The sequence below is a fragment of the Streptomyces sp. NPDC008238 genome (genome assembly GCF_042956445.1).
Taxonomy (GTDB): Bacteria; Actinomycetota; Actinomycetes; order Streptomycetales; family Streptomycetaceae; genus Actinacidiphila.
In genome coordinates this window covers 546,644-569,758 of the sequence record NZ_JBIBGK010000002.1, presented here as the reverse complement: position 1 = coordinate 569,758, position 23,115 = coordinate 546,644, and the positions used below count along the sequence as shown (strand labels likewise).

At 75.0% G+C, this 23,115-nt stretch carries 20 protein-coding genes; 15 read left to right on the top strand and 5 right to left on the bottom strand.

Annotation, left to right across the window (positions count from 1 at the left end; translation table 11 throughout):
- Position 1: 1 nt before the first annotated feature.
- Positions 2–1,366, bottom strand: a complete 1,365-nt coding sequence (locus tag ACFZAU_RS07485; protein WP_500551441.1) for an SWIM zinc finger family protein — start codon at positions 1,364–1,366, stop codon at positions 2–4.
- Positions 1,367–1,530: 164 nt separating this feature from the next.
- Between ACFZAU_RS07485 and ACFZAU_RS07480 the strand changes: the two genes are divergently transcribed.
- The 5 genes from ACFZAU_RS07480 (at position 1,531) to sucD (ending at position 8,588) form a co-directional block, all read left to right on the top strand.
- Positions 1,531–2,619: an ATP-binding protein gene (locus ACFZAU_RS07480; RefSeq protein WP_500551440.1), complete on the top strand. Its 1,089-nt coding sequence runs from the start codon at positions 1,531–1,533 to the stop codon at positions 2,617–2,619.
- Positions 2,616–4,973, top strand: a complete 2,358-nt coding sequence (locus ACFZAU_RS07475) for a DUF5682 family protein (RefSeq protein ID WP_500551439.1) — start codon at positions 2,616–2,618, stop codon at positions 4,971–4,973. The genes ACFZAU_RS07480 and ACFZAU_RS07475 overlap by 4 nt, the downstream gene beginning before the upstream one ends.
- Entirely contained in the window at positions 4,970–6,154 is a 1,185-nt protein-coding gene (locus ACFZAU_RS07470; RefSeq protein WP_500551438.1) for a VWA domain-containing protein, read from the top strand. Before ACFZAU_RS07475 ends, ACFZAU_RS07470 begins: the two co-directional genes overlap by 4 nt.
- A 355-nt stretch (positions 6,155–6,509) precedes the next feature.
- A complete protein-coding gene (gene sucC, locus ACFZAU_RS07465; protein WP_500464829.1) occupies positions 6,510–7,685 on the top strand; it encodes an ADP-forming succinate--CoA ligase subunit beta in 1,176 nt (391 codons plus the stop codon).
- A gap of 18 nt (positions 7,686–7,703) precedes the next feature.
- On the top strand, positions 7,704–8,588 hold the full coding sequence (sucD, locus tag ACFZAU_RS07460) for a succinate--CoA ligase subunit alpha (RefSeq protein WP_431960236.1): 885 nt from the start codon (positions 7,704–7,706) through the stop codon (positions 8,586–8,588).
- 96 nt (positions 8,589–8,684) lie between these two features.
- Here the strand turns inward: sucD and ACFZAU_RS07455 are convergent, their stop codons facing one another.
- On the bottom strand, positions 8,685–9,677 hold the full coding sequence (locus ACFZAU_RS07455) for an RNA polymerase sigma factor (protein WP_500551437.1): 993 nt from the start codon (positions 9,675–9,677) through the stop codon (positions 8,685–8,687).
- A gap of 112 nt (positions 9,678–9,789) precedes the next feature.
- Between ACFZAU_RS07455 and ACFZAU_RS07450 the strand changes: the two genes are divergently transcribed.
- Positions 9,790–11,184, top strand: coding sequence for a cell division protein PerM (locus tag ACFZAU_RS07450; protein WP_500551436.1), 1,395 nt, complete (start codon positions 9,790–9,792; stop codon positions 11,182–11,184).
- A 30-nt stretch (positions 11,185–11,214) separates the two neighbouring features.
- Here ACFZAU_RS07450 and ACFZAU_RS07445 read toward each other — a convergent pair whose 3' ends face one another.
- Entirely contained in the window at positions 11,215–11,919 is a 705-nt protein-coding gene (locus ACFZAU_RS07445) for a hypothetical protein (protein ID WP_500551435.1), read from the bottom strand.
- A gap of 229 nt (positions 11,920–12,148) precedes the next feature.
- Between ACFZAU_RS07445 and purN the strand changes: the two genes are divergently transcribed.
- Together purN and purH are read left to right on the top strand one after the other, a co-directional pair.
- Positions 12,149–12,763, top strand: coding sequence for a phosphoribosylglycinamide formyltransferase (gene purN / locus ACFZAU_RS07440; RefSeq protein WP_499606532.1), 615 nt, complete (start codon positions 12,149–12,151; stop codon positions 12,761–12,763).
- Positions 12,760–14,313 carry a bifunctional phosphoribosylaminoimidazolecarboxamide formyltransferase/IMP cyclohydrolase gene (gene purH / locus ACFZAU_RS07435; protein WP_500551434.1) on the top strand — a complete coding sequence of 518 codons (1,554 nt, stop codon included), beginning with the start codon at positions 12,760–12,762 and terminating at the stop codon, positions 14,311–14,313. The genes purN and purH overlap by 4 nt, the downstream gene beginning before the upstream one ends.
- A gap of 91 nt (positions 14,314–14,404) precedes the next feature.
- Here the strand turns inward: purH and ACFZAU_RS07430 are convergent, their stop codons facing one another.
- Together ACFZAU_RS07430 and ACFZAU_RS07425 are read right to left on the bottom strand one after the other, a co-directional pair.
- Positions 14,405–14,989 carry a hypothetical protein gene (locus ACFZAU_RS07430; RefSeq protein WP_499606534.1) on the bottom strand — a complete coding sequence of 195 codons (585 nt, stop codon included), beginning with the start codon at positions 14,987–14,989 and terminating at the stop codon, positions 14,405–14,407.
- Between the two features lie 56 nt (positions 14,990–15,045).
- The gene (locus tag ACFZAU_RS07425) at positions 15,046–15,741 is read right to left on the bottom strand and encodes an RDD family protein (protein WP_500551433.1); all 696 of its coding nucleotides are present in this window, start codon (positions 15,739–15,741) and stop codon (positions 15,046–15,048) included.
- A 102-nt stretch (positions 15,742–15,843) separates the two neighbouring features.
- Here ACFZAU_RS07425 and ACFZAU_RS07420 point away from each other — a divergent pair, with 102 nt between their 5' ends.
- The 7 genes from ACFZAU_RS07420 to ACFZAU_RS07390 all read left to right on the top strand — a co-directional run bounded on the left by ACFZAU_RS07420 (position 15,844) and on the right by ACFZAU_RS07390 (position 22,535).
- Complete coding sequence (locus ACFZAU_RS07420; RefSeq protein WP_500464834.1) at positions 15,844–16,698, top strand: bifunctional methylenetetrahydrofolate dehydrogenase/methenyltetrahydrofolate cyclohydrolase; 855 nt, start codon at positions 15,844–15,846, stop codon at positions 16,696–16,698.
- On the top strand, positions 16,695–17,144 hold the full coding sequence (locus ACFZAU_RS07415) for a DUF3017 domain-containing protein (protein ID WP_500464835.1): 450 nt from the start codon (positions 16,695–16,697) through the stop codon (positions 17,142–17,144). The genes ACFZAU_RS07420 and ACFZAU_RS07415 overlap by 4 nt, the downstream gene beginning before the upstream one ends.
- Before the next feature lie 84 nt (positions 17,145–17,228).
- Positions 17,229–18,446, top strand: a complete 1,218-nt coding sequence (locus ACFZAU_RS07410; protein ID WP_500551432.1) for an NADP-dependent isocitrate dehydrogenase — start codon at positions 17,229–17,231, stop codon at positions 18,444–18,446.
- A 290-nt stretch (positions 18,447–18,736) separates the two neighbouring features.
- Entirely contained in the window at positions 18,737–19,915 is a 1,179-nt protein-coding gene (locus ACFZAU_RS07405; protein WP_500551604.1) for a sensor histidine kinase, read from the top strand.
- Positions 19,912–20,595, top strand: a complete 684-nt coding sequence (locus ACFZAU_RS07400) for a response regulator (protein WP_499606540.1) — start codon at positions 19,912–19,914, stop codon at positions 20,593–20,595. The genes ACFZAU_RS07405 and ACFZAU_RS07400 overlap by 4 nt, the downstream gene beginning before the upstream one ends.
- Before the next feature lie 94 nt (positions 20,596–20,689).
- Complete coding sequence (locus ACFZAU_RS07395) at positions 20,690–21,541, top strand: helix-turn-helix domain-containing protein (protein WP_500551431.1); 852 nt, start codon at positions 20,690–20,692, stop codon at positions 21,539–21,541.
- A gap of 85 nt (positions 21,542–21,626) precedes the next feature.
- The gene (locus ACFZAU_RS07390; RefSeq protein ID WP_500551430.1) at positions 21,627–22,535 is read left to right on the top strand and encodes a helix-turn-helix domain-containing protein; all 909 of its coding nucleotides are present in this window, start codon (positions 21,627–21,629) and stop codon (positions 22,533–22,535) included.
- The last annotated feature ends 580 nt before the right edge of the window (positions 22,536–23,115 follow it).

Sequence of the window (23,115 nt, the reverse complement as noted above, 5' to 3'; positions counted from 1 at the left end):
ATCAGGTCGTCAGCGGTACGGGCTGGATGTCCGGGCCGGGCCAGGCGGTGAGGGGGCGCAGGCCCTGGTGGCCGAGTTCGCCGAAGAGGGTCACCGGGTGGCCGCCGGAGACCGCGGCGAGGCGCCACAGTCCCGTTGCGGTCCCGGTGCCGGCCGCCGCGACCGGGACGGCGTCGTTCCCGTCCGCGTCCGCCACCTGCCAGCCCGTGCCACCCGGTATCGGCACGACACCGGCGAGCACGACCGGCCAGGCGTCCAGCCACGGATCGCCGGCCAGGGCCTGCCCGTACGCGTCGAGCGCCGCCGCGACCGGCACGCCCGGGGGCACGCGGCTCGGCAGCGGCGCGCCGTGTCGCGGCCCGAGCGCCGCCCGCAGCGGGCCGGCCCCCGGGTGGAAGGCCAGTTCCGCGTCGAGGCCGAGGCCGACCGGAAGCGCCGGCTCCGGTGGCCGTCCCGCCGCGCCGTAGGACAGCAGCAGTGCCGTCCGGCCCGTGGCCTCCCCGTGCAGCCAGGTCCTGCGGGTGGTGAGACGGTCGTCGGCGGTGTCCTGCCGCGCCAGGACCAGCCAGCGGTCGCGCACCCTGGGCCCGGCGAGGAGCTCCGCCGAGTCCACGGTGAAACCGACCCGGGACCGGACGGTGGCCGCCAAGGGTGCGGGCAGCGCGTCCTGCCGCAGGCAGCCCCGGGCCAGCAGGTGCAGCAGCGCCGTCTCCTCCAGCAGCCGGGACGGCCAGTCGCCCCCCGAGCCGGCCACCGCGCCCAGTTCGCGCACCCGCGAGGCGAGCCCGGGAGCCTGGGCGTCCACCATGCGCGCCGCCGTCTCCTCCCACTGCCGGTACCCCTCGCGTTCCGCGCCCGCCAGGCCTCCCCGCAGCAGGTCCGCCAGCCGCCGCTCCAGCTCGCCGGCCCCGGCGGCCACCCGCCCCGCCCGGCGTTCGGCCCGTCTGCGCGCCGCCTGCGGGTCGCCCCCGGACCTCGCGTGCCCGCCCGGCTCCGTCCGTCCCCCGCGCGCGGCGCGCGCGTCCAGCCACTCGCTGACCCAGCCGGGCCGGCCACCCCCGTGCGCGGCCGGCCCGACCTCGCCCCCAGCCCACAGCAGGAGCAGCGCGACCGCGTGCTCGCACGGGAACGCGCGGCTGGGGCAGCTGCACCCGAAGGCGGGCCCCGCCGTGTCGACGACGGCCCGGTACGCCGCGCCGCCGCCCGCGCACAGCCCCCACACCGCCGTGCCCGAACTCCCCGTCCCGGACCAGCGGGCAGCCGCCGCCAGCTCCTTCCCGGCCGCGCGCGACGCCGCGTCGGGCGCGAGTGCCAGGACCTGGTCGGCGGTCCACCGCTCCGTCCGCTGTCCGTCCATCCCGTCCATGGCCACGACGCTACGGGCAGGCACTGACAAACCGGTCCGAGCTGCGGCTTCCTGACGGTGGAACGGGATTGTCAGTGGGGTGCGCGATGGTGGGAACGCGGACGTCCCGCGGGGGCTGACGGGGCGTCCGCGTCATCCGCTCCATGGGAGAACAGGGGAGAACCATGTCCGTGGACACCGCACTCCGGCCGCACGCCGAAGACGCGTTCGCCCATGAGCTCAAGGCTCTCGCGGCGGCCGACGACCGGCCGCGCCCGGCCCGGTGGAACCTGTCGCCGTGGGCGGTCGCCACCTACCTCCTCGGCGGAGTACTGCCCGACGGCACGGCCGTCACCCCCAAGTACGTGGGTCCGCGGCGGATCGTGGAGGTCGCGGTCAGCACCCTCGCCACCGACCGGGCACTGCTGCTGCTCGGCGTCCCGGGCACCGCGAAGACCTGGGTCTCCGAGCACCTCGCCGCGGCCGTCAGCGGTGACTCCACGCTGCTCGTGCAGGGCACCGCGGGCACCCCGGAGGAGGCGATGCGCTACGGGTGGAACTACGCCCGGCTGCTCACCGGCGGCCCGAGCCGGGAGGCACTGGTCCCGAGCCCGGTCATGCGGGCGATGGCCGAGGGGCGCATCGCCCGGGTGGAGGAGCTGACCCGGATCCCCGCGGACGTCCAGGACGGCCTCATCACGATCCTTTCGGAGAAGACGCTGCCGATACCCGAACTGGGCACCGAGACCCAGGCGGTGCGCGGGTTCAACGTGATCGCGACCGCCAACGACCGGGACCGCGGCGTCAACGACCTCTCCAGCGCGCTGCGCAGGCGCTTCAACACGGTCGTGCTGCCGCTGCCGGCGACCGTGGAGGAGGAGGTCGACATCGTCAGCCGCCGGGTCGGTCAGCTCGGACGCTCGCTGGAGCTGCCGGCCGCCCCGGAGGGCGCAGACGAGATCCGGCGGGTGGTCACCGTCTTCCGCGAACTGCGCGGCGGGGTCACGGCCGACGGGCGCACGAAGGTGAAGTCGCCCTCCGGCACGCTCTCCACGGCCGAGGCGATCTCCGTGGTGACCAACGGCCTCGCCCTGGCCGCGCACTTCGGCGACGGCGTGCTGCGCGCCGGGGACGTCGCCGCGGGCATCCTCGGGGCGGTGGTCCGCGACCCGGCCGCCGACCGCCTGGCCTGGCAGGAGTACCTGGAGACCGTGGTCCGCGAGCGGGAGGGCTGGAAGGACTTCTACCGTGCCTGCCGCGAGGTGACGCCGTGACCGCCGTGGACGGGGTGGCGCTGCTGGGGGTGCGGCACCACGGCCCCGGGTCGGCCCGCGGCGTGCGGGCCGCGCTGGAGCTGCTGGAGCCGCGGATCGTGCTCGTCGAGGGCCCGCCGGAGGCGGACGCGGTGCTGGGGCTCGCCGCCGATCCCGGGATGCGGCCGCCCGTCGCGCTGCTCGCCCACGTCGTGGACGAGCCGTCCCGGGCCGGCTTCTGGCCCTTCGCCGAGTTCTCCCCCGAGTGGGCGGCTATCCGCTGGGCGGCCGGTCGCGGGGTGCCGGTCCGCTTCATCGACCTGCCGGCCGCGCACTCTCTCCTGCTGCGGGACGAGGAGGACGCGCCGCAGCGACCGCAGGAAGGAGAAGAAGGAGAAGGAGTAGGAAGAGGAGAAGGGGAGGGGGGAGCAGGGGAGCCCGGGGCGGCGGACGCGCGGATCGACCCGCTCGCCGTACTGGCCCGGACGGCCGGCCACGACGACCCGGAGCGCTGGTGGGAGGACGCCGTCGAGCACCGCGGCCGGGACGGGCGGGGTGAAGGGGAGGGGGACGGCGATCCGCTGGCCGCGTTCGGCGCGCTCGCCGAGGCCGTGGGCGCGCTGCGCGAGACCTACGGCGACGGGGGACACCCCCAGGACACCGTGCGCGAGGCCCACATGCGGCTGCGGATACGGGAGGCGCGCCGCGCGCACGAGCGGGTGGCCGTGGTGTGCGGCGCATGGCACGTGCCCGCCCTCGCCCGCACGGGCGGGGTCACCGCCGACCGGGCCCTGCTCAAGGGCCTGCCCAAGGCGAAGGTGGAGGTCACCTGGGTGCCCTGGACGCACCGCAGGCTCTCCCGGGCCGCGGGTTACGGGGCGGGAATCGACTCGCCCGGCTGGTACCGCCATCTGTTCACCTCGCCCGACCGGCCCGTCGCCCGGTGGATGACCAAGGTCGCCGGTCTGCTCCGCGAGGAGGACCTCCCGGTCTCCTCCGCGCACGTCATCGAGGCGGTACGGCTCGCCGACACGCTCGCGGCCCTGCGCGGCCGCCCGCTGCCCGGGCTCGGCGAGACCACGGACGCGGTACGCGCGGTGATGTGCGACGGGTCGGACGTGCCGCTGGCGCTGATCCGGGACCGGCTGGTGGTGGGGGACGTGCTGGGCGAGGTCCCGGAGGGCGCGCCCGCGGTGCCCCTCGCCCGCGACCTGGCACGCGAGCAGCGCAGGCTGCGGATGAAGCCGGAGGCCCTGGCGAAGGAAGTGGACCTGGACCTGCGCAAGGACACCGACGCCGGACGCAGCCGCCTGCTGCACCGGCTGCGGATGCTGGGGGTCGGCTGGGGCGAGCCGAGCCGGTCGCGCACGGCCGCCACCGGCACCTTCCGGGAGAGCTGGCGGCTGCGCTGGGAGCCGGAACTCGCGGTGGCGGTCGCGGAGGCCGGGGTGTGGGGCACCACGGTGGAGTCCGCGGCCACCGCGTGGGCCGGGGACGCGGCGGTGAACGCGCGGACCCTCGCCGAGGTGACGGGCCTCGCCGAACGCTGTCTGCTCGCCGGGCTGCCGGACGCGCTGCCGACGGTCATGCGGGTGCTCGCCGACCGCGCCGCGCTCGACGCGGACGTCGCGCACCTCGCCCAGGCATTGCCGTCGCTCGTCCGCGCCCTTCGCTACGGAGACGTGCGGGGCACGGACGCCGGGGCCCTGCGCGGGGTCGCCGAAGGACTCGCGGAGCGGGTCTGCGTCGGGCTCCCGCCGGCCTGCGCGGGGCTCGACGCGGACGGCGCCGACGAGATGCGCGGCCATGTCACGGAGGTGCAGCAGGCACTGCTCCTCCTCGGCGACGACGCGTTGCGCGAGCGCTGGGCCGGCGCGCTGCGGAAGCTGGCCGTGCGCGACCGCGGCGTACCGGGACTGCTGCGGGGCGGCGCCGCGCGGCTGCTCCTGGACGACGCGCGCCTGGAGCCGGGAGAGGTGGCCCGGCTGATGGGGCTCGCCCTGTCCCGGGCCGCGGCGCCCCAGGAGGCCGCCGCCTGGGTGGAGGGCTTCCTCGCGGGCGGCGGGATGCTGCTGGTCCACGACGAGCGGCTGCTCGCGCTGGTCGACGGATGGCTGTCCGCGGTGCCGGCGGCCGCCTTCGACGACGTGCTGCCGCTGCTGCGGCGGACCTTCGGTGGCTTCGACCCGGGGGTGCGGCGCACGGTGGGGGAGCTGGTGCGGCGCGGCCCGGGAGGCGGGGGAGCGGACGGCGGCGCCGGGGAGGGCCTGCCGGGCTTCGCCCCGCGGCTCGACGAGGAGCGGGCGGAGGCGGCGCTGTCCACCGTGCGGCTGCTGCTCGGGCCCGGCGGAGAGGACGGGGGACAGGACGCATGACGGACACCGGCAACGGCCCGGGCGTGGACGCCGACGAGCGGCTGCGCCGCTGGCGGATGGTGCTCGGCGGCGGCCCCGCCGACGGCACGGGGCGGCGCCTCACCGGCCGGGACACGGCGATGGACCAGGCGCTGGAGGCGCTGTACGGCACCACCCCGCGCGGCCCCGGGGCACCGCCGACGCGCGGCGCCGGGCTGGGCGGCTCGGCGCCCCAGGTCGCCCGGTGGCTGGGGGACATCCGCCGCTACTTCCCCAGCAGCGTCGTGCAGGTGATGCAGCGCGACGCCGTCGACCGGCTCGGGCTGTCCGCGCTGCTGCTGGAACCCGAGATGCTGGAGGCGGTCGAGCCCGACGTCCACCTGGTCGGCACGCTGCTCTCGCTGAACAAGGCGATGCCCGAGACGACGAAGGAGACGGCCCGGGCGGTCGTCCGCAAGGTCGTGGAGGACCTGGAGCGGCGCCTGGCCACCCGGACCCGGGCCGCCCTCACCGGCGCGCTGGACCGCTCGGCCCGGGTGCGGCGGCCCCGGCACCGGGACATCGACTGGGACCGCACGATCCGTGCCAACCTCCGGCACTACCTGCCCGAGCACGGCACGGTCGTGCCCGAACGGCTGGTCGGCCACGGCCGCGCCGCGCGGGCGGTGCGCAAGGACGTGGTGCTCTGCGTCGACCAGTCGGGCTCGATGGCGGCGTCCGTGGTCCACGCGTCCGTCTTCGGCGCCGTGCTGGCCTCGATGCGCAGCATCGACACCCGGCTCGTCGTCTTCGACACGGCGGTCGTCGATCTGACGGAGCATCTGGCCGACCCCGTCGACGTGCTGTTCGGCACCCGGCTCGGCGGCGGCACCGACATCAACCGCGCGCTGGCCTACTGCCAGTCCCTCATCGTCCGGCCCGCCGAGACGGTCGTCGTCCTCATCAGCGACCTGTACGAGGGCGGCATCCGCGACGAGATGCTCAAGCGGGTCGCCGCGATGAGGGCGTCCGGTGTGCAGTTCGTCGCGCTGCTGGCACTGTCGGACGAGGGCGCCCCCTCCTACGACCGCGCGCACGCGGCGGCGCTCGCTGCGCTCGGTGCGCCCGCCTTCGCCTGCACCCCGGACCTCTTCCCGGAGGTGATGGCGGCCGCCATCGAGAAGCGCCCGCTGCCCGTGCCCGACGCCGCCCCCGGCGGGTGACGCGGGGGCGGGGTCGGCGGGAGCGGCCTGGTCACCCTCGGTGAACGACGCGTCCCCGGGGCGGCGCCGCGGGCCCCGCCGGAGCGCCGTTCGGCCCGGTCCCGGCCCCGCGCCCGGCGTCACGGGAAGCCGCCCGTTCGGCTGGTCTGTGACCGTTCTCACCGCTCTCGCACCATCTCCGATTTACTCGTGCCGCCCGCGCGGCGATAACCTGCGAGACGGACATGCCGCGTGCTCGGCCGACGTGTGCGCCCCCCGTACGACCGTTCGCATGGTTCGTTACGAAGACGTCAGCGACGACCGCCCCCGGCACGCACGCAGACAACGAACCCGCGATTACCAAGGACGGACGCGCGTGGACCTGTTCGAGTACCAGGCGAGGGACCTCTTCGCCAAGCACGGTGTACCGGTGCTGGCCGGTGAAGTGATCGACACGCCTGAGGCGGCGCGCGAGGTCGCGGAGCGACTCGGTGGCAAGGCTGTCGTCAAGGCGCAGGTGAAGACCGGCGGCCGCGGCAAGGCCGGCGGCGTGAAGGTGGCGTCGGACCCGGAGGACGCGGTCGTCAAGGCCGGCCAGATCCTCGGCATGGACATCAAGGGCCACACGGTCCACAAGGTGATGCTGGCCGAGCTGGCCCCGGAGATCGCCTCCGAGTACTACGTCTCCTTCCTCCTGGACCGCGCCAACCGGACCTTCCTGGCGATCGCGTCCGTCGAGGGCGGCATGGAGATCGAGGAGGTCGCGGCCACCAACCCCGCGGCCGTCGCCCAGATCCCGGTGGACGCCATCGAGGGCGTGACCCCGGAGAAGGCCCGCGAGATCGTCGAGGCGGCGGCCTTCCCGGCCGACGTCGCCGACCAGGTCGTCGAGATCCTGCAGACCCTGTGGAAGACCTTCCTCTCCGAGGACGCGCTCCTCGTCGAGGTCAACCCGCTCGCCAAGGTCGCCGACGGCCGCGTCATCGCGCTCGACGGCAAGGTCTCCCTGGACGAGAACGCCGACTTCCGCCAGCCGGAGCACGAGGCGCTGGTGGACCACGCCGCCGCCAACCCGCTGGAGGCCGCGGCCAAGGCCAAGGGCCTGAACTACGTCAAGCTCGACGGCGAGGTCGGCATCATCGGCAACGGCGCGGGTCTCGTCATGAGCACCCTGGACGTCGTCGCCTACGCCGGCGAGGGCCACGGCAACGTCAAGCCCGCCAACTTCCTCGACATCGGCGGCGGCGCCTCCGCCGAGGTCATGGCCAACGGTCTCGAGATCATCCTGGGCGACCCGGACGTCAAGTCCGTGTTCGTCAACGTCTTCGGCGGCATCACCGCCTGCGACGCGGTCGCCAACGGCATCGTCCAGGCCCTGGAGCTGCTGAAGTCCAAGGGCGAGGAGGTCACCAAGCCGCTCGTCGTCCGCCTGGACGGCAACAACGCGGAGCTGGGTCGGCAGATCCTGACCGACGCCAACCACCCGCTGGTCGAGCAGGTCGACACCATGGACGGCGCCGCCGAGCGCGCCGCCGAGCTGGCTGCGAAGTAAGGGACAGGTCACCACATCATGGCTATCTTCCTGACCAAGGAGAGCAAGGTCATCGTCCAGGGGATGACCGGTTCCGAGGGCACCAAGCACACCCGGCGCATGCTCGCCTCGGGCACCAACATCGTCGGCGGCGTGAACCCGCGCAAGGCCGGCACCAGCGTGGACTTCGACGGCACCGAGGTGCCGGTCTTCGGCTCCGTCGCCGAGGCCATGGAGAAGACCGGTGCCGACGTCACCGTCATCTTCGTCCCGCCGAAGTTCGCCAAGGACGCGGTCATCGAGGCGATCGACGCCGGCATCCCGCTGGCGGTCGTGATCACCGAGGGCATCGCCGTCCACGACACCGCCGCCTTCTGGGCGTACGCGGGCAGCAAGGGCAACAAGACCCGGATCATCGGTCCCAACTGCCCCGGCCTGATCACCCCCGGCCAGTCGAACGCGGGCATCATCCCGGCCGACATCACCACCTCCGGCCGCATCGGCCTGGTGTCGAAGTCCGGCACGCTGACCTACCAGATGATGTACGAGCTCAGCGACATCGGCTTCTCCTCGGCGGTCGGCATCGGCGGTGACCCGATCATCGGCACCACCCACATCGACGCGCTGAAGGCGTTCCAGGACGACCCCGAGACCGACCTGATCGTCATGATCGGCGAGATCGGCGGCGACGCCGAGGAGCGTGCCGCGGCCTTCATCGCCGAGCACGTCACCAAGCCGGTCGTCGGCTACGTCGCGGGCTTCACCGCGCCCGAGGGCAAGACCATGGGCCACGCCGGCGCCATCGTCTCCGGCTCCTCCGGCACCGCCCAGGCGAAGAAGGAGGCCCTCGAGGCCGCCGGCGTCAAGGTCGGCAAGACCCCGTCGGAGACGGCCCGCCTCGCGCGCGCCATCCTGCAGGGCTGATCCCCCCGCCTCCTCGACGGAGGCACGCACACGGGCCCGCTCCCTCCGGGGGGCGGGCCCGTGTGCGTCTGCGGGACGGGACGGGACGTGGCACGCTCAGGGCACGGGCGCCGAGGTGCGCTGCCCGAGGGGTCCGCGGTCGGCGGCGACGCGGTCGCTGAGCGGCCCGAAGACCAGCCCGACCGCGGTCACCAGCGCGATCAGCACCGTCGCCACCACGGCGCCCACCGTGCGGATGCGCAGCCACTGCTCGCTCAGCTCGCGCACCATGGCCGCCGGGTACTCCGGCTGCGGCTGCTCGTCCAGCAGGTCGCCCAGCCGGACCGCCGCCCCCTCGCCCAGGGCCTCGCGTCCCCGGACGATGCGCCGCCTGGTCATGGAGGTGGTGGCCATGCACTCCGCCGCCGTGCGCCGCAGGCTCAGCCCGAGGCCGTCGTGGAGGAGCACGGCGTGCCGGGTGCCGCGCGGCAGCCGCTGGAAGGAACTGCGCTCCCGCGGCGGGGTGCGGTACCAGGGCAGCAGTTGCTGCCAGGGGGCCAGGGCGTGGTGGTGCGCCTCCGCGCGGATCCATCCGGCCGGGTCGGGGTCGACGGCGACCTCGGGCCACCGCTGCCAGGCCAGGTCGAAGGCGCGGTGCACGGCGTGCCGGGCCAGCGCCATGCTGCCGGTGAGCAGTTCGACCTGGCGGAGCAGGGCGGGGGCGTTGCGGGTGTACAGCCCGTCGAAGGCCGCCTGGGCGGCCTCGGCGATCCGTACGGCCTCGGCCGCCTGCGCCTGTGCCAGCGCCCGTTCCTGTGCCCGTACCCGCGCCCGTACCCGCGCCCGCGGTCCCGGGACGGCCTGTTCGCCGGGCGGATCGGACGCGGGCGCGGTCGCGGACGAGGTCGCGGATGCCGGGTCGGTACGGCCGGTGCCGGGGGAGTTCGCCGCCCCCGCGGACACGGGCGGCTGCGCGGGCGCAACGGACTCCCCCCGACCGGCCGCCGGTGCGGCCTGCGGGTCCTGCGCGGCGTTCCCGGCCGACGCCGGCTGGTGACGCCTTCGCTTCTTGACGGCCTTCGCGGCCTTCGTCGTGGGTGTGCGGCTCATGCGATCGACCACTCGGATCGAATGAAGAAACGCATAACGCCATATTCCGCGACACGACGGGCATTCGCATGCTGCCACGTCGAAAGGGGGTCTTGTTGGCAGCATGAGATCCGTGAGTGCCGCAAGCGCCCTGAGTCATGCCGTACACCGGATCCGGGCCGTCCACACGACCCTGCGCACCTCCGAGTCCGCCCCCGCCTTCACCGGCGGAGTCGTCGCGGCGGGCCTGGGCCTGGGCGGCTTCGCCATGCTCGTGCTCTTCCTGTGGGTCGTCTCCCCGTTCCCCGACAGCGGCCTGGACGGGGCTCTGCACGTCGCCGCCGACTGCTGGCTGCTCGCGCACGGGGGCGACCTCGTGCGCACCGAGACCCTCACCGGGGTCGCCGCGCCCGTCGGCGTCACGCCGCTGCTGCCCATGGCGTTCCCGGTGTGGCTGCTGTACCGGGCCGGGGCGGACGCCGTCGCGCCCGCCTCGGACGGCAAGGTCGCGCGGTCCGCCGTCGCATGGCTGATCGGCGGCTACCTGGCGGTGGGCGCCGGGGTGGTCGTCTACACCTCGTACGGGCCGGTGCGCAGCGACGCCCTCGCCGCCGCGCTGCACCTGCCCGTCGTGGCGGCCCTCGCGGCGGGTGCCGGGGCCTGGGCGGAGCGGGGACGGCCGCGGATCCCGCCGCCCGCCTGGCTGTCCCGGGTGCCCGTGCGCGTGACGGTGCCGCTGCGGGAGGCCGTGGCCGTGCTGCGCTCGGCGGTGGGGGGCGTCTGCGTCCTCGTCGCGGGCGGGGCGGCGCTCACGGCGGTGACCCTGGCGCTGCACCCGGGCGCCGCGGGGGCGTCCTTCACGCGGCTGAGCGAGGCGCTGTCCGGGCGGCTGGCGGTGCTCGCGGTGGCGGTGGCGCTGATCCCGAACGCCGCCGTGTGGGGTGCGGCCTACGCGATGGGCCCCGGCTTCGCGCTCGGCACCCAGGCCGTGGTGCGTCCGGCCGGGGTGGTGGGGGAGCCGGTGCTGCCGGACTTCCCGCTGCTGGCGGCGTTGCCCGGGCCCGGGCCGGGGACGTCGCTGACGTGGGCGGCGCTGGCCGTGCCGGTGCTCGCGGGGATCGCGGTGGGGGTGCTCGCCGTGGAGCGCCGGGAGCCGTGCGGCCTCGGGCGCACCGCGGCGCACGCCGCCCTGGGCGGGCTGGTGTGCGGGATCGCCATGGCGCTGCTCGCCGGGTTCGCGGCGGGGCCGCTGGGCACCGGGGCGCTGGAGGACTTCGGGCCGTCCTGGTGGCTCACCGGCGCCGCCGCGGCCGGGTGGACGGCGGCCGCCGGCACGCCGACGGCCCTGCTGGTGCGCTGGGTGCGGGTCCGCCGCACGGCCGCCGCGACGGAGGACGGGCGGGCGGACGGGCAGGACGAGGGCGGGCCGGAGGAAGACCGGCCGTCCGACGCCCCGGCGGCTTCGGTGCTCCCGGGCGCGGCGGGCGACGGCGACGCGGCCCCGGGCGCCGCCCCGCCGGAGGTCTGAGCCTCCGTCCGGGGCGGGCGCGGCGACGCGTCAGGGCGTCTGGAGCACGTCGCGCAGCGGCGTCGGCAGCAGCTTCTCGCACGCGTCGCGCGAGGAGGAGGTCAGCGCGTCGCGGGTGCAGGCGTAGTAGTCCTTGTAGACCACCTGGGTCGTGAAGCTCACCGCCACGACGCACAGGGCCAGCCCGCCCATGATCAGACCGCCGAGCGCGGCGGGGCGCTGCGGCTTGCTGCGGGGGTCGGTGGGCCGCGGCGCCGGCGGGGTCGCCCCGCCCTCGGCCAGCAGCGCGGCCGCCTCGGCGCGGGCCTTGGCCCGCTCCTCGGGCTTCATCCGCAGCGCGTTGACGCTCCAGTACAGCGCGAGGGCGCCGAGCAGCAGCCCCACGTACGTCCAGCCGAGGAAGAGGGCGAAGAAGAGCCCCCACATCCCGCAGATCATCGCGTAGCGGGCACGCCGTTGAGCGGGGTCGGTGGGGTCGAAGCGGGGACCGTCCGGACGCCGGCCGCCGTAACCGCCACCGGGGCGGTCGCCGTAGCCGCCGTCCTCGCGGCCGGGCTGCCGGTCGCTCCACTGGCCGCCCCACGCCCGGGGCGGCGGGGGCGGGGTGGGCGGCGTGGGCTCGTCCCCGGAGTCGGAGGGCTGCTGCGGCCGTCGCGGCTGCCAGGGCTGCTCGGGTGCGTCCTCCGGCGGCGGGGCGAACGGGTTGTCCTGCTCCTGGCCTCGGCCACTGCTCATGTTTGCCTGGGTCATCCCCTTGCCGTCGACTCCTCGAGTTGTCGGACGCGGCACTTCGCCGTTCTCACCCCAGACGCTACCGCCCGCGCGCTCCCCCGTCCCGTGGGGGCGGGCTGGTGTGCCGGTATCGTTGCTGACGGTCGACGGCCTCGTAGAGTTCCCCGGAATTCCGGCGATCTTCGAGTCGTACGATCCTCCAAAGCACCGGATCCCCGAGAGATGACCCGCAGTGGCCACAGTCTTTCCGCCCCTTTCCCGCCCCGCCCGACTCGTCGTGCTCGTCTCCGGTTCGGGCACGAACCTGCAGGCGCTGCTCGACGCGGGACTTCACGTCGTCGCCGTCGGCGCGGACCGGTCCGGTATCGCCGGGCTGGAGCGCGCCGAGCGGGCCGGGGTGCCGACGTTCGTCTGCCGGGTGGCCGACCACGGCGACCGGGAGGCGTGGGACGCCGCGCTGACCGAGGCGGTGGCCGGGTACGAGCCCGACCTGGTGGTCTCGGCGGGGTTCATGAAGATCGTGGGCAAGGAGTTCCTCGCCCGGTTCGGCGGCCGCCTCGTCAACACGCACCCGGCGCTGCTGCCCGGCTTCCCGGGCGCGCACGGGGTGCGCGACGCCCTCGCCTACGGCGTGAAGGTCACCGGCTGCACCGTCCACTTCGTCGACGACGGCGTCGACACCGGCCCGATCATCGCCCAGGGCGTGGTCGAGGTCCGGCAGGACGACACGGAGGAAGCGCTCCACGAGCGCATCAAGGAAGTCGAGCGCACGCTGCTCGTCGACGTCGTGGGGCGGTTGTCCCGCGACGGCTATCGCATTGAGGGACGAAAGGTTCTGTTGCCGTGAGTACCAAGCGGGAGATCCGTCGCGCACTGGTCAGCGTCTACGACAAGACCGGTCTGGAGGAGCTGGCCCGCGGCCTGCACGAGGCGGGCGTCCAGCTGGTCTCCACCGGCTCGACGGCCGGGCGGATCGCCGCCGCCGGCGTGCCGGTCACCAAGGTGGAGGAGCTGACCGGGTTCCCCGAGTGCCTGGACGGCCGGGTCAAGACCCTGCACCCGAAGGTGCACGCCGGCATCCTCGCCGACCTGCGGCTGGAGGACCACCGCCGGCAGCTGGAGGAGCTGGGCGTCGAGCCCTTCGACCTCGTCGTGGTCAACCTCTACCCCTTCCGCGAGACGGTCGCCTCCGGCGCCTCCGAGGACGAGTGCGTGGAGCAGATCGACATCGGCGGCCCCTCGATGGTCCGCGCCGCCGCCAAGAACCACCCGTCCGTGGCGGTCGTGACCAGCCCCGAGCGGTACGCGGACGTGCTCGCCGCCGTCCGCGGGGGCGGCTTCGACCTCACCACCCGCAAGCGCCTGGCGGCCGAGGCGTTCCAGCACACCGCGGCCTACGACGTCGCGGTCGCGAGCTGGTTCGCGAGCTCGTACGCCCCGGCGGACGACACCTCCTTCCCCGACTTCATGGGCGCCACCTACGAGCGCAAGAACGTGCTGCGCTACGGCGAGAACCCGCACCAGGCGGCCGCGCTGTACACCGACGGCGGCACGGGCCTGGCCAACGCCGAGCAGCTGCACGGCAAGGAGATGTCCTACAACAACTACGTCGACACCGAGGCCGCGCGCCGGGCGGCGTACGACCACGACGAGCCCTGCGTCGCGATCATCAAGCACGCCAACCCGTGCGGCATCGCGGTCGGCGACGACGTCGCCGAGGCGCACCGCAAGGCGCACGCCTGCGACCCGCTGTCGGCCTTCGGCGGCGTCATCGCCGTCAACCGGCCGGTGAGCGTGGCCATGGCCGAGCAGGTCGCCGAGATCTTCACCGAGGTCATCGTGGCGCCGGACTTCGAGGAGGGCGCGGTCGAGGTCCTCGCCCGTAAGAAGAACATCCGCGTGCTGCGCTGCCCCGAGGCGCCCGTCGCGCGGACGGAGTTCCGTCCCGTCGAGGGCGGGCTGCTGCTGCAGGAGAAGGACAGCCTCCAGGCCGCCGGGGACGACCCGGCCACCTGGACGCTGGCCACCGGCGAGCCGCTGACCGCCGCCGAGCTGGCCGACCTGGCGTTCGCCTGGCGGGCCTGCCGGGCCGTGAAGTCCAACGCCATCCTGCTGGCCAAGGACGGCGCGACGGTCGGCGTCGGCATGGGCCAGGTCAACCGCGTCGACTCCGCCAAGCTCGCCGTCCAGCGGGCCGGCGAGGACCGCGCGACGGGTTCCTACGCCGCCTCCGACGCCTTCTTCCCCTTCCCCGACGGGCTGGAGGTGCTCACCGGCGCCGGGGTCAAGGCCGTGGTGCAGCCCGGCGGTTCGGTGCGCGACGAGGCCGTCGTCGAGGCCGCGCGCAAGGCCGGCGTGACCATGTACCTCACCGGTACGCGGCACTTCTTCCACTGACCGGCCGCAGCGCCGGAACGCCGAAGGCCCCCGCCTGCGCGGGGGCCTTCGGGCTGCGGGCGGAGTCGCCCCGTACCACGGGCGGACCCGCTCAGTACTGCGGGCGCCGGAACCAGGCCGCCGTCTCGGCCTTGGCCGCGAAGACGATCAGCAGCACGCTGAGCGCGAGCGGTGCGATCAGCACGAACGCGCCGCTGAACATGGTCGCGACGCTGCTCAGCGCGACCAGCACGCCGATCACGATGGACCCGATCCGGGTGCCGTTGCCGCCGGTCCGGTACTTGGCGCCCATGCCGATCGACAGGACGGCGAAGGCGAGGAAGAGCACCCCCATGACGTAGACCAGGCCGATGGGCATGGCCAGTTCGTCGGTGTCGTCCACGCTCTTGAGCGCCGCCGCCCCCAGCAGGAGCAGCAGACCGCCCAGGATCTGCATCCCGCCGAGCACGAACAGCATGGCCCGGGCCGCCCGCGCCGACGACGGCATGACCTCGGGGCCGCCCGGGTACGCCGCGAACGGCGTTCCCTGCTGCGGCTGCTGGGGGTACCCGTACGGCGGCTGGGGCTGCGTCGGGTAGCCGTGGCCGGGCTGGGCCGGCGGCTGCTGCGGGTACCCGTACGGCGCTTGCGGTTGCTGCTGGCCGTAGGGGTTGCCGGGGCCGGGCGGGTAGCTCACTTCTGACTTCCTTCGCGAGGACGGGACCGGGGACGTGGGCGCGTTCTGGCCGGGGCCTACTGGGCCTTGACGACGACCGAGTTGAGGATCTTGTCGGCGAAGGTCTGCTTCTTGTCGTCCCACAGCGGCCACAGGTAGCCGATGTAGCAGGCGGCGCCGTCCAGGCCGTGGCACAGCCGGCGGACGAAGGCCATGCCGAAGCCGAGCGGACGGCCGTCCAACTCCCGCAGCACGCTGATGCCGAGGGCCTTCTTGCCCGGCGTCTGGCCGGTCTTGCCCTCGCGGTAGCACAGGAACAGGCCGCCGGCCAGGGACAGCAGGAGGCCGAGGCCGATCAGGGCGAGGGCGCCGCCCGGCATGGCGGGCGCGGGGCAGGTGCCGTAGGTGCCGCTCGCGTCGCAGTCGCGGGCCGCGTCGACCACGACGGCGATGAACTGCCCGTAGCCGACGCCGACGAGGATCATCGGCACGAGCCCGGCGACCAGGAAGTCGATCAGCGTCGCGCCCACCCGGGCGCCCCAGCTCGCGAACGGCGGCATGCCCGGGACGGGACCTGCGGGACCTCCCGGGTAGCCGTAGCCGTACGGGCCCTGGGCCTGCGGCGGAACGGCGCCGTAGGGCGGCTGGGGCTGCGTCGGGTAGCCGTAGCCGGGCTGGGCCGGGGGCTGCTGCGGGTATCCGTAGGGCTGCTGCGGCTGCTGGTGCGGAGGCTGCTGACCGTACGGATTGCCGGGACCGGGCGGGTAGCTCACGTTGGCTTCTTTCGCGCGGATGGGACTGGGGACGGCCCACATCGTCCTGGTCGGCGTCATCCGCTGTCCAGCGTTGGTGTGCGGACCTGAGAAGATGGAGGTATGACCGCCCAGATTCTCGATGGCAAGGCCACTGCCGCCGCGATCAAGTCCGAACTGTCGACCCGCGTCCAGGCGCTCAAGGAACGGGGTGTCACCCCGGGGCTGGGGACGCTGCTGGTCGGCGACGACCCGGGCAGCCGCTGGTACGTCGCGGGCAAGCACCGCGACTGCGCGGAGGTCGGCATCGCGTCCATCCAGCGCGAGCTGCCGGAGACCGCCTCCCAGGAGGAGATCGAGGCGGTCGTCCGCGAACTGAACGACAACCCCGAGTGCACCGGCTACATCGTCCAGCTGCCGCTCCCCAAGGGGATCGACACCAACCGCGTCCTGGAGCTGATGGACCCGGCCAAGGACGCCGACGGACTGCACCCCACCAACCTCGGGCGGCTGGTGCTCAACGAGCGCGGCCCGCTGCCCTGCACCCCCAACGGCATCGTGGAGCTGCTGCGGCGGCACGGCGTCGAGATCAACGGCGCGCACGTCACCGTGGTCGGCCGCGGCGTCACCGTCGGCCGCTCGATCGGGCTGCTGCTGACCCGCAAGTCCGAGAACGCCACCGTCACCCTCTGCCACACCGGCACCCGCGACCTGTCCGCCCAGCTGCGCCAGGCCGACATCGTCGTGGCCGCGGCGGGCGTGCCGCACCTGGTGAAGCCGGAGGACGTGCGGCCGGGCGCCGCCGTGCTGGACGTCGGCGTGAGCCGCGACGAGAACGGCAAGATCGTCGGCGACGTGCACCCGGGCGTGGCCGAGGTCGCCGGGTGGATCTCGCCGAACCCCGGCGGCGTCGGCCCGATGACCCGGGCCATGCTGCTGGCGAACGTCGTGGAGGCCGCGGAGGGCCGGTACGCATGACCGGCACGGGCCCCCGTACGGGAGGCGGAGCGGCGGAGCCGGAGGAGACCGGCGACGCCGGCCGCAGCCGCCGCTTCCAGGTGCTGACCCGGGGTACCGCACGCCCCGAGGGCGGCGGCCGGGCCATGGGAGCGCACGCCCCGGCCCCGGCCCGCCAGTGGCCGATCCTCGTGGTCTCCGGAGCGGTGCTGCTCGGCCTGGTGCTGGTGGCGGCCGACGTCACCCGGGCCGGCCTGGTGCTGGTCGGCTCGGCGCTGATGCTGGGCGGGCTGATGCGCCGGCTGCTGCCCTCGGTCGGCATGCTGGCCGTCCGCAGCCGCTTCACCGACATGATCACCTACGGGGTGCTGGGCGCCCTGATCGTGCTGCTGGCACTGATGGCGCAGCCCCACCCGGTGCTGGAGATCCCCTTCCTGGAGGACGTCGTCCGTTTCTCCGTGCGTTGATCCGGTTACGCTGTGTGGCGAGTGCCCTGACGTACGACGTGCACTCCGGGCACACGTCACGGCGTGAGAGGGAGAACGACTCCCATGACCAAGATCAAGGCAAGGAACCCGGTCGTCGAGCTCGACGGCGACGAGATGGCGCGGATCATCTGGCGGTTCATCAGGGACGAGCTGGTCCTGCCCTACCTCGACCTCGAACTGGTCCGCTTCGACCTGGGCATCGAGCACCGGGACGCCACCCACGACCGGGTGACGGCCGAGGCGGCGGAGGCGGTCGCACGGCACGGCGTCGGCGTGAAGTGCGCCACCGTCACCCCCGACGAGGCGCGGGTCGCGGAGTTCGGCCTGAGGGGGATGTACCGCTCCCCGAACGCCACCATCCGTGACCGCCTCGGCGGCGGGATCTTCCGCGAACCCGTCGTCCTGCGGAACGTGCCGCGGGCCGTGCCCGGCGGGTCGCGGCCCGTGGTGATCGCCCGGCACGCCTTCGGGGACCAGTACCGGGCCACCGAGCTGCGGATCCCCGGCGCCGGCACCCTCGCCCTGAACTTCACCCCGGCCGACGGCTCCGACCCGGTCGACCTGGAGGTCCACCACTTCCCCGGTCCCGGCGTGGCCCTCGGCATGGTGAACCTGGACGAGTCGATCCGCGAGTTCGCGCGCGCCGCCTTCCGCTACGGCCTGGCGCGCGGGCTGCCCGTCTTCCTGTCCACCAAGAACACGGTGCTCAGGAAGTACGACGGCCGCTTCAAGGACCTCTTCCAGGAGGTCTTCGACACCGAGTTCCGGCGCGAGTTCGAGGCGTCCGGCCTGGGCCACGAGCACCGGCAGGTCGACGACATGGCGGCCTCGGCCCTCAAGGGCGCCGGCGGCTACGTCTGGGCCTGCAAGAACTACGACGGCGACATCCTGTCCGGGGTTCTCACCCGGGGTGTCGGCTCGGCGGGGCTGATGACCTCGGTGCTCATGACCTCCGACGGCCGCACCCTGCTGTCGGAGGCGGCGCACGGCACGGTCACCCGCCACTACCGCAGGCACCAGGCGGGACGGCCGACCTCGACCAACCCCGTCGCCATGGTCTTCGCGTGGAGCCGCGGCCTCGCCCACCGGGCCCGGCTGGACGACACCCCCGAGCTCGCCACGTTCGCCGGGACGCTGGAGAGCGCCGTCCTCGAGGTCGTCGAAGCCGGTCAGCTGACCCAGGACCTGGCGGTGCTCGTCGGCCCGGAGCAGCCGTGGCTGACGACCGAGCAGTTCCTCGCCGCCGTCGACGAGAACCTGCGCAAGCGGATGTCCGTCTGAGGCCCGTCCGCCGCCCGCGCGGTCACGACCCGGTGCCCCGTCCTCCCCCCGTCTGAGGACGGGGCACCGTCGTGTCGGGGTGCCCCCCTCTGGCCCCCGGGCCACGAGGCTACGGCCGGCGGGGCCGGGAGGTCGTCCCGTGCCGGTTTGACCTTTCGCAAGGGGACGTACAACTTCCGCGGTACGGCGGGGGACTGACGCACGCCCGTACGGCCGGGGCCTACGCTGCGGCCGTGGGGAACAAGGGGCTGGTCGACGTCCTGCTGGCGGTGGGCTTCACCGCCGCCGGCATGCTGCTGGGTCACGAACGGCCGCCCGACGACTGGATGCGCCTCGACCTGTTCGGCTACGCGCTGACCGCGCTGGTCAACCTGCCCATCGTGGTGCGCCGCTGGGCGCCGGTCGGCGTCTGCGTCTTCGTCTGCGCCGCCTGGACGCTCTATGTCGCGGCCGGCTACTGGCCGGTCGTCAACTCCATGGCGCCGCTGCTCGCGCTGTACACCGTCGCGTCCCTGCGCCCGGTGCGCACCGCGCTGGCCTGCGCCGCGCTGACCGGCGCGGTCTGGGTCTACGCCGGGCTGACCGCGGCGCAGGGCTCGATGGCCACGGTGGCCGCCCAGGCCGTGGTGTTCCCGCTGGTGATGTGCCGCTTCGGGCGCTCCGCCCGGGTGTCCGGCAAGCGCGAGGAGCGGCTGGCCCGGCTCACCGAGCGGTTGCGGACCGAACAGCAGGACCGGGCCCGGGAGGCGGTGGCGGAGGAGCAGGCGCGGATCGCCCGCGAGCTGCACGACGTCGTCGCCCACCACATGTCGGTGATCTCGGTGCAGGCGGGCATGGCCGCGTACGTCTTCCACACCTCCCCGCAGACCGCCCGCGGGGCGCTCGACACCATCTCCGACACCACCCGCGAGGCGCTCCAGGAGATGCGCCGCATGCTCAAGGTGCTGCGCGCCGGGCCGGGGGAGCCGCAGGAGGGCTGGGCCTCGTACGACCCGATGCCCTCCGTGACCCGGCTGGGCGAGATGATCGAGCGGGTGCGGGCCGCGGGGCTCGCCGTCGAGCTGCGGACCGAGGGGGAGCCCCGGCCGGTCGCCCCCGGCGTCGGCCTGTGCGCGTACCGGGTCGTGCAGGAGGCGCTGACCAACGTGCTCAAGCACGCCCCCCTCGCCCGGGCCCGGGTCCTGGTCGCCTACGAGCCGCACCACCTGACGGTGACCGTCACCGACGACGGCGCGGGCACCACGGGCTCCAGGGGCGCGGGCGGCGGCTCCGGGGCGCCACCGGGCCGATCCGATCCGGCCACAATCGGCCGGGGAACCGGTCACGGCTTGATCGGCATGCGGGAGCGCGCCAGGCTCTACGGCGGGACGGTGGACACCGGCCCGCTCGGCGAGGGCTTCGAGGTACGGCTCGTGCTCCCCACGTCCGCGCGGGGCACAGAGCGGCGAGGGGACTCATCGGACGCATGACCAGGGTGCTCGTCGTCGACGACCAGTTCCTGATCCGGGCCGGGCTCGTCGCGTTGCTGCACGCCGCCCCCGGCATCGAGGTGGTCGGGGAGGCGGGCGACGGCGAGGAGGCCGTCCAGGGGGCGGCGCGGACGGCGCCCGACGTGATCCTCATGGACATCCGGATGCCGGGGATCAGCGGGGTCGTCGCCACCGAGCGCATCCTGGCCGCCGCGGCCGACCCGCCGCCGCGGATCCTCGTCCTGACCACCTTCGACCTGGACGAGTACGTCTACACCGCGCTGCGCGCCGGGGCGTCGGGCTTCCTGCTCAAGGACGCCGGCCCCGAGCGCCTGATCGCCGCCGTCCACGCCGTCGCCGGAGGGGACACCCTCTTCGCCCCGAGCGTCACCCGGCGGCTGATCGAGGCCTACGCGCCGCCGCGCCCCGGCGCCCCGCCCGCCGGCGCCGACCGGGCCCCGCCCGCCGAACTGGCGGCGCTGACCGCGCGGGAGGTGGAGGTGCTGCGGCTGATCGCCCGCGGCCTGTCCAACCCCGAGATCGCCGACCTGCTCTTCATCAGCGAGGCGACCGTCAAGACCCATCTGAACCGCACCATGGCCAAGCTCGGCCTCGGCAGCCGTGCGCAGGCCGTCGTCCTCGCCTACGAGACCGGACTCGTCACCCCGCGGGGAGCATGAGGATTCTCCGGATTCCATGCATCGAGCGTATGTGCGTCGCTACCGTGGGTTGACCGACGGAGCCGGGGGGTGCGTGGTGGCACGGTGGGAGCCATTGCCCGAGACACTGGACGGCGCCGCGCGCCGTCTCGCCGTGCACTTGCGCCGGATGAAGGACCGCAGCGGACTGAGCGTCCCGGCGCTGGCCGCGCGCACCGCGAGCAGCACCGGAGCCTGGGAGCAGTACCTCAACGGCGTGAGGATCCCGCCACGTGACGCGGTCGAGGTGCTGGGGCAGCTCAGCGGCGCCGACTACGACCGGCTGATGGCCCTGTGGGAACTGGCCGACCGCGGCGTCGCCGACACCATGAAGGGCTTCCCGTACGCGGATCCGCTCGACCCGCTCGCCCCCGTCGAGGGGATGCCCCGGCACGCCCTGCGGCGGCGGCGCAAGGCGCTGGTCGTGGTCGCGGGCGGGCTGGTGCTGGGCGGGGTGTTCGCGCTGCTCGTGGCGACCGGGGTGGCCACGGACGGGACCGGGCGGGCCGGGGCACCGCCGGCGGCCCGTCCCACGGCCAGCGTGCCGGCGGCGGGCCCCGCGCCTTCCGCCTCGGGCCGGACCGGGTCCGCCGGCACCTCCTGGCCCGGGTCGGCCCCCTCGGCGGGCACGAAGGACGCGGGGGCCTCCCGTACCGCTGCCGCCGTCTCCCCGGACGGCGGCACGCCCGTGGCGCAGGTGGCGGAGACCGGCGAGGTGTCCTCCGCGCCCGGGCGCGGTCCGCACACGGCGGCGCCCGGCACGGGCGGGACGACGACCCCGGCACCCGGCGGCGGCGCACCCACGACCAAGGCACCGCCGCCCGCGACGAGCGCCCCGGCGGCGCCGGCGCCCTCCGCCTCCCCGAGCCGCAGCCCCGGCAAGGGGCTCTGCCTGGGCCTGATCATCCTGGGCATCTGCATCGGATGACGGGCGTAACCGGACGGGCCGCCCGAAGCATCCCCATCGGTAGCCTTCCGGGGCAGAACGGCAACGGCAGGAGGGGGAACGGGAGATGGCCCGCTGGCGGCCACTGGCCGACGACCTGGACCCGCGGGTACGGGAGTTCACCGAGCAGCTGCGCCGACAGGTCGACCGCGGCGGCCTGAGCGTCGCCGCGCTCGCCGAGGCGACCGGCTACAGCAGGAGTTCGTGGGAGCGGTACCTGAGCGGCCGACTGCTGCCGCCCCGCTACGCGGTGGTCGCGCTCGCCGAGGCGACGGGCGCCGACCCCGCGCACTTCACCACCATGTGGGAGGTCACCGAGCGGGTCTGGAGCCGCGCCGAGGGCCGCCACGACGTCACGATGGAGGCGCTGCGGATCGCCGAGGCCCGTGCAGCGCTGGGGGAGTTCGGCCCGGCCCCGGGCCCGGCGGCGGCACCGGCACCGGCGGAAGCGCCCGCCGCCCCCGGCGTACGGCGGAGTCGGCTCGTGCTCTTCGCGGTGGGTGTGGTGGGCGTGGTGGGCGTCGTACTGGCGGTGTTCGGCGCCACCGCGCTGACCGGCGGCGGGGAGGGCGACGACCGCGCCCGGCCCGACCCGACCCGTACCGCCCGGGCGGCCGCACTGCCCGCGGGCGTGAAGTGCACCGGCCGGGACTGCACCGGCAAGGACCCCGAGGGCATGGGCTGCGGTGGGGGCAACGCCCGTACGGCGGCGGCGGCCTGGGTGGGCGGCGCGTACGTCGAGATGCGCTACAGCCGCGTGTGCGCGGCCGTCTGGGCCCGCATCTCCGCCGGGGCCCCCGGTGACACGGTCAGCGTCACGGAGGCGGGCGGCGCCCGCCGCTCCCAGCGCAGCCGCATCGGCCGGGACCCGGAGGCGTACACCTCGATGCTCGCCGTCCACGCCCCCGGCGCCGCCCGCGCCTGCGCCACCCTGACCACGGGCCCCCACGGCTGCGCCGCACCCCCGCCGGGCTGAGGCGCGCGAAGCCGTCACGCGGGGGGCGGCATGCGCCCGGGCGTTGGGGCCTGCGGGCTCGGGCGGGCGCCCGGGTGCGGCGGTGTGACGGTGTGTCGGCTGTGCCGGTGCCGGTGGCCGCGTGATGGAGCTCGCCGCGCCGGGTGCGGTCCACGCGCTCGCGGGCGGGCCCGCCTCCCGTGACCTTCCGCCCCGCCGACGTCACCGCCGCGGCGGACGCGGTGACCGGAGCTCCAGGGGGGTGCGAGGTGCCGCCTGCGTGCTCCCCGGCGGGCGGGCCCGTCGAGGTCGGCGCCGCGGCGGCGTGGTGGTGGGTCCGATGCGCCGGTGCTCGGTGTGTGCGGAGGTCCCATCCCGTGTGCGTTGCCGTCACGTCGGGGTGGCACGCGCACGGGCGCCACGTACCGCGGCGTGACGGTGTGTCGGCGCCGGAGCCGGCGTGCGGAGGCCCCGGGGGGTGCGGGGGGCCGCGTAGGTGCTCCCCGGCGGGTGGCCCCGTCGAGGTCGGGGCCGCGGCGGTGCGGCGGCGCGGCGGTGACCGGGGCCACACCCGGGGTGGCTTCTGCTGCGACGGCACGGG

What these genes read in the sequence shown, in the direction of transcription:
- ACFZAU_RS07400 (WP_499606540.1), top strand. Translation starts at nt 19,912, where the DNA reads ATGACCAGGGTGCTCGTCGTCGACGACCAGTTCCTGATCCGGGCCGGG.
- ACFZAU_RS07420 (WP_500464834.1), top strand. Translation starts at nt 15,844, where the DNA reads ATGACCGCCCAGATTCTCGATGGCAAGGCCACTGCCGCCGCGATCAAG.
- ACFZAU_RS07405 (WP_500551604.1), top strand. Translation starts at nt 18,737, where the DNA reads ATGCTGCTGGGTCACGAACGGCCGCCCGACGACTGGATGCGCCTCGAC.
- ACFZAU_RS07485 (WP_500551441.1), bottom strand. Translation starts at nt 1,366, where the DNA reads ATGGACGGGATGGACGGACAGCGGACGGAGCGGTGGACCGCCGACCAG.
- ACFZAU_RS07480 (WP_500551440.1), top strand. Translation starts at nt 1,531, where the DNA reads ATGTCCGTGGACACCGCACTCCGGCCGCACGCCGAAGACGCGTTCGCC.
- ACFZAU_RS07410 (WP_500551432.1), top strand. Translation starts at nt 17,229, where the DNA reads ATGACCAAGATCAAGGCAAGGAACCCGGTCGTCGAGCTCGACGGCGAC.
- ACFZAU_RS07470 (WP_500551438.1), top strand. Translation starts at nt 4,970, where the DNA reads ATGACGGACACCGGCAACGGCCCGGGCGTGGACGCCGACGAGCGGCTG.
- sucD (WP_431960236.1), top strand. Translation starts at nt 7,704, where the DNA reads ATGGCTATCTTCCTGACCAAGGAGAGCAAGGTCATCGTCCAGGGGATG.
- ACFZAU_RS07455 (WP_500551437.1), bottom strand. Translation starts at nt 9,677, where the DNA reads ATGAGCCGCACACCCACGACGAAGGCCGCGAAGGCCGTCAAGAAGCGA.
- ACFZAU_RS07415 (WP_500464835.1), top strand. Translation starts at nt 16,695, where the DNA reads ATGACCGGCACGGGCCCCCGTACGGGAGGCGGAGCGGCGGAGCCGGAG.
- ACFZAU_RS07390 (WP_500551430.1), top strand. Translation starts at nt 21,627, where the DNA reads ATGGCCCGCTGGCGGCCACTGGCCGACGACCTGGACCCGCGGGTACGG.
- ACFZAU_RS07445 (WP_500551435.1), bottom strand. Translation starts at nt 11,919, where the DNA reads ATGAGCAGTGGCCGAGGCCAGGAGCAGGACAACCCGTTCGCCCCGCCG.